This is a genomic window from uncultured Clostridium sp., from assembly GCF_934754925.1.
GTDB lineage: Bacteria > Bacillota > Clostridia > Clostridiales > Clostridiaceae > Clostridium.
The window spans coordinates 190,679-198,059 of sequence record NZ_CAKVJA010000002.1 but is presented as its reverse complement, the minus strand read 5'-3'; the positions used below and the strand labels follow the sequence as shown (position 1 = coordinate 198,059).

Genomic DNA, 7,381 nt, shown 5'->3' with positions numbered 1-7,381 from the left:
TATAATAATGTCTTTCACCTTATCTCTTTCGCTTCCATATCATAACACTCTAAAAACTTTTCTTTATCGATATAATCATTTACATATTCGTCCAAGCTATCTAAAATGGTATCATCGTAGTTAATCTATTGTAAGATTATCTTTTTATAAAATTTATTTCATTCTTTATTTCTCAAATTTTATATTTCTACTAATATTTTAATAAATTACTCTTTAATATCTTTAAGCTTTTTTATTTGAGTAATAATTTTATTTGCACAAAAAATACTAGTAAAAATAACCGTAATAGCAACTGAAACTCCAATTTTTTCTTGTTTAAATCCGATACGTTCAAATAAAAACATAAATCCAAATACAATGATGAATGATAATACAACATAATAGAATATTGTTATTTCTATATCTATGTTTTTATTACCTCGGTTTGCAGTATATATTCCAAATATATAAACTCCTAAAATTAACGCTATAATTATAACTATACCAAAAATAATATTTATCATTAATAGACTCCCTTTCTATTTACAGTTTTTAATTTTTCAAAAAGATAATATGTTTTTAATTTATTCTTTTATTTTATAAATCAATAAATGCAAATTTAAATATTATCTACTTGAAACTCCAATTTTCTTTTATTAATAATATAGAAAAATATATAGTTAATATCACTCCTATAGCTGAAATAAAATAAAGCAACTGACTTAAATAAAATCCAACTACGGGAATATAGTGAACTGTCTCATAAAATATAGGCATACTTATTAAAGATAAAATTACACTCCCTAAAATACAGTGAAGTAATTTGGTGTTTTTATTCATAGTATCTCCTCCTCTTTTTTACGTCGTACTTTAATACAATCACGAATTAATTATAACATATTTTTACAATACCGTACTATTCACTTTTCAAAGATCAAATTTTCTTAATTAGTTCGCAATATATTCAAATTGTTCATGAAATCATTTTTGTTGATTAAAATAATTAAATAAAGTTGAGTTTTTATGTAGCATAATAAAGCTAAATTTAACTTACTCTTGGAATTTAATGGAAAATTTTATTAATATTGCATTATAATTATAATTCAAAAAAATAGCAATTTATCTATTAACGAATAATCGCTATTATACAAGGGAGAATAAAATGAGAAAAATAAGATTTATTTTAGTATTAGTACTTAGTTTAACATTAACTGGATGTACATCTAAGGTTGAGAAAAAAACAAAAATATTAATACTCAGCTTGACTCAAAAGTAAATAGTAGTATAGAAGAATTTAAAGATAATGATTCAAATATTGCTTTAAGAAATACAATAAGTAATAAAAGCGATGTAATCGCTCTTAAAAGTAATACTAATACCTCAAATATTGAAGCTAGAAATAAAGATATTTTAGAAGAATATATACGAGCTATAAGTATAATAAGTTTATGATCCTATTTTTTAAATTACTAAAAAGTAGAGTTTTAATAGCTCTACTTTTATTTATGCCAACCAATCAATTTATACTCTATATCTTCATAGCTCATATAGATATAACTGTTGTTTAAATCCTCTTATTACCATCACAAAAATATATTTTATCACTCTTATTAATTTTATACATAGTTCTTTTTATAGCTATAATAATCAATATAATCCTGAATTATATCCTCTATTTTTTTAGATTTTCTATTGATTCTAGACAAAATAAAAACACCTCCATTTATTGATTTTTATATCAATAAACAAAAGTGTTTACATATCATTAACTTATCTTAAGATACTTTATTCTTTAATCTTAGCTTATCAGCAATGATAGCTATGAATTCTGAGTTTGTTGGCTTACCTTTATCATTGTGAACAGTATATCCAAATAATTTATTAATTGCTTCAATTTGTCCTCTTCCCCAAGCAACTTCAATAGCGTGTCTTATTGCTCTTTCAACTCTTGAAGCAGTTGTATTGTATTTCTTAGCAATTGAAGGATATAATTCCTTAGTCACAGCTGATAATAATTCCATATCATTAACAACCATTGTAATAGCCTCTCTTAAATACATATACCCTTTAATATGTGCTGGCACACCAATTTCATGAATTATGTTTGTAATTTCAGTTTCTAAATCAATAGGTCCTTTATTATTTGTACTTATTATTTCACTTGTTGTCATTGCAACTTGCTTTTTAACTGGTTCATTTTCTATTGATATTGTATCATTAAACATATCTCTTATACGCTTAGTGAAAATATCCATGTCAAATGGTTTTACAACATAATAATCAGCACCTAAAGTTATAGCTCTTTGTGTTATTTTGTCTTGTCCAACTGCAGATAAAACAACTATTCTAGGAAATTTTTCTAAATTCATTGAATTTAACTTTTCTAAAACTCCTAGTCCATCTAAATGAGGCATAATTATATCTAAAACCACTAAGTCTGGTTGTTTTTCCTCAATTAATGTCAAAGCTTCTCTACCATCTTTTGCAATTCCTGTTACCACTATATCTCTTTGATTTAAAAGATAATCATTTAGAATACTGCAAAATTCTTTGTTATCATCTGCAATAATTACTGAAATTTTATTTCCATCCATGTTTTTTCTCCCTTTCTACCCATATATAATATATTATTTTAAAATTTCAAAGTTCCAAATTCCCACATAACTTATTTAACCTTATTAAATTTTATATTTTAAATTAAGTTATATTTAGTTGTTTTTTAACTTCATTGAGTATATTATAACATAAAATTTAAAATAAAAATAGTTTATTTTACATTATTTTGAAATTTTTTTAAAAAAATCTTAAGAAAATTTATGTTGATTGATATATATCTTTTAAAGCAACAAGATATAGCATTTTACCTTGTTATTTTAGCTATATCTTGTTGATAATTTTCTAAATTTATTTTAATTTATTATCCCTGCTTCTTCAAGCATCCATTCGATATATATTCCATATCCAATGTCAGGCTTGTTAATTAAAACATGAGTAACAGCACCTACAATTTTATTGTTTTGAATGATTGGACTACCACTCATTCCTTGAACTATTCCACCTGTTTTACTTAAAAGTTCCTCATCTGTAACCCTAATTATCATACTCTTAGGTCCACATTTATCTTGTTGTAGAAGTTTAATAATTTCTATATCATATTCTTTTGGACCTTCTTCATCTACAGTAGTGATTATAGTAGCAGGTCCTTCTACAACCTCATTTCTAAATCCTATTGACATAGGCTCACTAAAATTAGGATTTACTAAAGCTTTCTTAGTACTTCCAAATATTCCTGATGATGAATTACTCTTAATTGTTCCTATAGAGCTTTTCTCATTTACAAATAATCCTCTTAATTCGCCTGGAACACCTTTTTCACCTTTACGCACACTTAATATTGATGCTGATAGTAAATCACCATCTTTAATTGTAAAAGTAGTATTAGTATCACCATCTGTTATAGGATGACCTAAAGCTCCAAAAGTATCACTGTCTTCATCATAGAAAGTTAAAGTTCCTATACCTGCTGTTGAATCTCTCACCCATAATCCTAATTTATAGGCTTCTCCTTCTTTAACAAGTTCAACATCTTTATTAAACTTGCATCCTTGACGCATAAATTCTATATTTACTACATTATTATCACTTTCTTTTATTAAGGATCCTAAATCTTTAGCGCCTTCAATATTTTTTCCATTTACTTTAAGTAATACGTCCCCTAATTGAAATCCTGCTAATTTTGCTGGACTACTTTCAGTTCCTGCTCTAGTTTCAACATCTGAAAAACCCACAACTAATACACCTTCAGTAGATAACTTTATTCCTACACTTGTTCCTCCAGGATATAATTTTATATCATCTAATTTTTGTACTGCCACTGATTTTATAGGAATTAATCCTAAAAAATCAATGTTAACCTTATCTTTTGATAGTTTTACAGTATTAAATACACCTTGATTGTACATAGATATATCAGATACTTCCATACTATCATTGATATATATTTTTTCTGGCAATTTTAAAACACTAAAATATGCTATTAATGCCAAAATAGCTATTGGAGCAGTAATTATACTAAAATACTTTAATATTTTTTTTAACATTTTATCTCCTCCCTTGCTTCTGACATTAATTTTCCCTGTATCGTTTTTTTATATGCTGTATTAACATTGTTAACATAGTCAAAAATTAATAAGTTAATAAATTTTGTATAAAAAAAATAAAACCATGCTAAATTACCATGATTTTATTCTTTACCGTATTGCTAAGCCTTATGTATGTTTTTTTTAAATATTTTTCATTTCTTTCTTTTTTATTTCGGCAAATTTCACCATTTCTGATGCATTTTCGATAGTAACATCACTTATTTCATCTCCGCCAACCATTTTAGCAATTTCTCTAATTTTATCTTCTCGTGTTAACATTCGTATTCCTGTAAATGTCTTTCCTTCTAAAACATGCTTAGATACAAAATAATGATTATCAGAAAGTGCTGCTATTTGTGGTAAATGAGTTATACATAATACTTGATGCTTTAATGAAACCTCATACATTTTTTCTCCAACACGTTTTCCAATAGTTCCACTAATTCCAGTATCTATTTCATCAAATATAAGTGTTGGTATTTTATCTTTATCTACAAATACACATTTTAAAGCAAGCATTATTCTTGATAATTCTCCACCTGATAATACTTTTTCTAACGGTTTTAAAGGTTCACCTGGATTGGCAGATACTAAAAATTGAACTTCATCATATCCTCTTGAATTCATTTCATCAGTTAAGTTAACTTCAATTTTTATTATTGCTTTTTCAAGACCAACATAAGACAATTCCTTTTTAATATTTATTTCTAGTATTTCTGCTGCCTTAGTTCTTAAATCATGAAGTTTTTTACCTATAACCTTCATTTTTTCTTCAATAATAATAAGTTCTTCTTTTAACTTATTTACTATCTCTTCAGCATTTATTAACTCATTATATTTTTCTTTTAGATTTTTTAAATTATCTAATATTTCTTGTATTGAGTTTCCATATTTTTTCTTATATAAACTTATAGTATATATTCTTTCATTTATTTGTGCCAATCTATCTTCATCATATTGTATTTCACTACCTATATCACGAATCTCTCTTGTTACTTCTTCTAAATTATAAAATGCTTCTTCTATTTGACTTTTTTTCTCTCTTATTATTTCAGAGTGGTTTTCAACTAATGATAATTCAGAAATAACCTTTGATAATGCTTCTAGCACAGAAATTCCTTCATTTGATGAATTTAAATATCCATAAGATTTTACTAAGCTATTTGATATTTTTTCTGCATTTGATAACATATTAAATTCATCTTTTAAATCTTCTTCTTCATTAACTTTTAAATTTGCTTTTTCTATATCTTCTATTTGAAATTTAATATAATCAGCTAACTTTTCTCCATCTTCTTTTCTTGTTAAGCTATTTATCTTTTCAACATTTTCTAAATAATTATCTCTTAATACTCCATACTCTCTAAGTAAATCCTTTATTTTATCATAGTAAAATTCATCAACGTATAAAATATGAGTACCTTTATTTAATAAATTTTGATTTTGATGCTGTCCATGGATATCTAATAACTTTTCTCTTATTTTTTTTAATTGTGATAATACAATACTTCTGTTATTTACTTTTATTAGGCTTTTACCATGTAATGTAGTTTCTCTACGTATTATTAGCATTTCATCTTTTTCTATACCTAATTCTTCTAGGACTTCATAAATTTCATTATTTTCAATAGAAAATATGGCTTCTACCATGGTTTTATCTTCTCCATATCTTATTTGATCTTTAGAGAATTTTCCACCTAATACATAATCTATAGTATCTATAAGTATTGATTTACCTGCGCCGGTTTCTCCTGATAATATATTAAATCCTGCTCCAAATTCAACAGATAACTCTTGAATTAATGCAAAATTCTTAATATTTAATTCAATTAGCATTATACCCCACCTTTATAAAATTAAGAAATCATCTTTCTAACTTTAGAAATTAGTTCTAAAGCTTTTTCATCAGTTCTAACTAATACAAAAATAGTATTATCTCCTGCTATTGTTCCTGCAACATCATTTGCATATAAAGTATCTATTGCTTCTGCAGCCGCTGATGCAGCACCTGTCAATGTTTTTATAACAACAAATTTATCAACTTGTTCTACACCTATAGCTGCATTTTTTAATATGCTATAAAGTTTATCATTTATATCACGTTCTTCTTTTGCTGAAGATATATACTTATACTTTCCTGATTCACTTTGCATTTTTACTAATTTTAATAATTTTATATCTCTCGATACAGTTGCTTGAGTTACATCATATCCTGCATGTTTAAGAGCTTCTGCTAACTCCTCTTGTGTTTCTATATCATTATTGTTAATAATCTCTAATATCTTACTATGTCTTTTTGATTTCATTTTTAATCACCTTTTCTATTTGTTAATAAAGTTCATTTATCAGCATAAAATTTAATTTTTATATTTAAAATTCTATTTATATTAACTATCAAAAAACTTTCTAGTTATTTAATATTTTTTTCCTCAAAACATTAAAATAATCATAATTATCAAATAATAAAATCTTTGCAAAATCCTTAGCTTTTTTAATTATTATAGAAGTATTATCTTTGATTTTTCTAGCTTCTTGACCATCAAAAGTTAAATAAATCTCACCATTATAATTTTCAGCCTTAATTAAAATTTCACTACTACTTTTTAATACAATTGGTTGCATTCCTCTAGTATGTGGGCAAATAGGTGTTAATGTTATAACTTCCACATCTGGGTATACAAAAGGTCCTCCTGCTGAAAATGAGTATGCTGTTGAACCTGTAGGCGTTGAAACTATTAATCCATCCCCTTTGAAAGTATAATATAACTTTTTATCTATATACACTTCAAATTTAGCCATTCTTGATAATGTTCCCCTAGCTATTACTACATCATTTAAGGCTTTACTATTAATATCTTCACTTTCATCATCACTTTTACATTCTAAAAGTATTCTATTTTGAATAGTATATTGTCCATTTTTTATTTTATTTAAAGCTTCGCCTAAATCTTGTATTTCTATACTTGACAAAAACCCTAAATTCCCTATATTTATTCCCAAAATAGGTACATCATATTTTCCATTAATATCTCTAGCTATACCAAGTAAAGTTCCGTCTCCCCCTAAAACTATAAGTAAATCCAACTTATAATCAAATTTATACTTATTCATTTCATAACTATTAAGTATAGTTATTTTTGGGTTCTTAAATATATTTGTAATCTTTTCAACAACTAAAGATAATATTTTTCCTTCAGTATCTTTTGAAGGATTTAATGCTATTACAATATTCTTCATATTAACTCCCTTTACTATCCTTA

Annotated in this window: 7 protein-coding genes; all 7 read right to left on the bottom strand. The window is 25.5% G+C overall.

What is annotated here, in order from left to right:
* Positions 1–206 precede the first annotated feature (206 nt).
* Complete coding sequence (locus tag Q0G30_RS02430; RefSeq protein WP_195964943.1) at positions 207–503, bottom strand: hypothetical protein; 297 nt, start codon at positions 501–503, stop codon at positions 207–209.
* Between the two features lie 106 nt (positions 504–609).
* A complete protein-coding gene (locus Q0G30_RS02425) occupies positions 610–819 on the bottom strand; it encodes a hypothetical protein (protein WP_294386015.1) in 210 nt (69 codons plus the stop codon).
* Between the two features lie 935 nt (positions 820–1,754).
* Positions 1,755–2,573, bottom strand: coding sequence for a sporulation transcription factor Spo0A (spo0A, locus tag Q0G30_RS02420; protein WP_294386011.1), 819 nt, complete (start codon positions 2,571–2,573; stop codon positions 1,755–1,757).
* Between the two features lie 315 nt (positions 2,574–2,888).
* Positions 2,889–4,079, bottom strand: coding sequence for a SpoIVB peptidase (gene spoIVB, locus Q0G30_RS02415; protein WP_294386009.1), 1,191 nt, complete (start codon positions 4,077–4,079; stop codon positions 2,889–2,891).
* A 183-nt stretch (positions 4,080–4,262) separates the two neighbouring features.
* Entirely contained in the window at positions 4,263–5,957 is a 1,695-nt protein-coding gene (gene recN / locus Q0G30_RS02410) for a DNA repair protein RecN (RefSeq protein ID WP_294386007.1), read from the bottom strand.
* A gap of 20 nt (positions 5,958–5,977) precedes the next feature.
* Complete coding sequence (locus Q0G30_RS02405; RefSeq protein ID WP_294386005.1) at positions 5,978–6,427, bottom strand: arginine repressor; 450 nt, start codon at positions 6,425–6,427, stop codon at positions 5,978–5,980.
* Positions 6,428–6,527: 100 nt separating this feature from the next.
* Complete coding sequence (locus Q0G30_RS02400) at positions 6,528–7,358, bottom strand: NAD(+)/NADH kinase (protein ID WP_294386000.1); 831 nt, start codon at positions 7,356–7,358, stop codon at positions 6,528–6,530.
* Positions 7,359–7,381 lie beyond the last annotated feature (23 nt).

What these genes read in the sequence shown, in the direction of transcription:
- Q0G30_RS02430 (WP_195964943.1), bottom strand. Translation starts at nt 503, where the DNA reads ATGATAAATATTATTTTTGGTATAGTTATAATTATAGCGTTAATTTTA.
- Q0G30_RS02425 (WP_294386015.1), bottom strand. Translation starts at nt 819, where the DNA reads ATGAATAAAAACACCAAATTACTTCACTGTATTTTAGGGAGTGTAATT.
- spo0A (WP_294386011.1), bottom strand. Translation starts at nt 2,573, where the DNA reads ATGGATGGAAATAAAATTTCAGTAATTATTGCAGATGATAACAAAGAA.
- spoIVB (WP_294386009.1), bottom strand. Translation starts at nt 4,079, where the DNA reads ATGTTAAAAAAAATATTAAAGTATTTTAGTATAATTACTGCTCCAATA.
- recN (WP_294386007.1), bottom strand. Translation starts at nt 5,957, where the DNA reads ATGCTAATTGAATTAAATATTAAGAATTTTGCATTAATTCAAGAGTTA.
- Q0G30_RS02405 (WP_294386005.1), bottom strand. Translation starts at nt 6,427, where the DNA reads ATGAAATCAAAAAGACATAGTAAGATATTAGAGATTATTAACAATAAT.
- Q0G30_RS02400 (WP_294386000.1), bottom strand. Translation starts at nt 7,358, where the DNA reads ATGAAGAATATTGTAATAGCATTAAATCCTTCAAAAGATACTGAAGGA.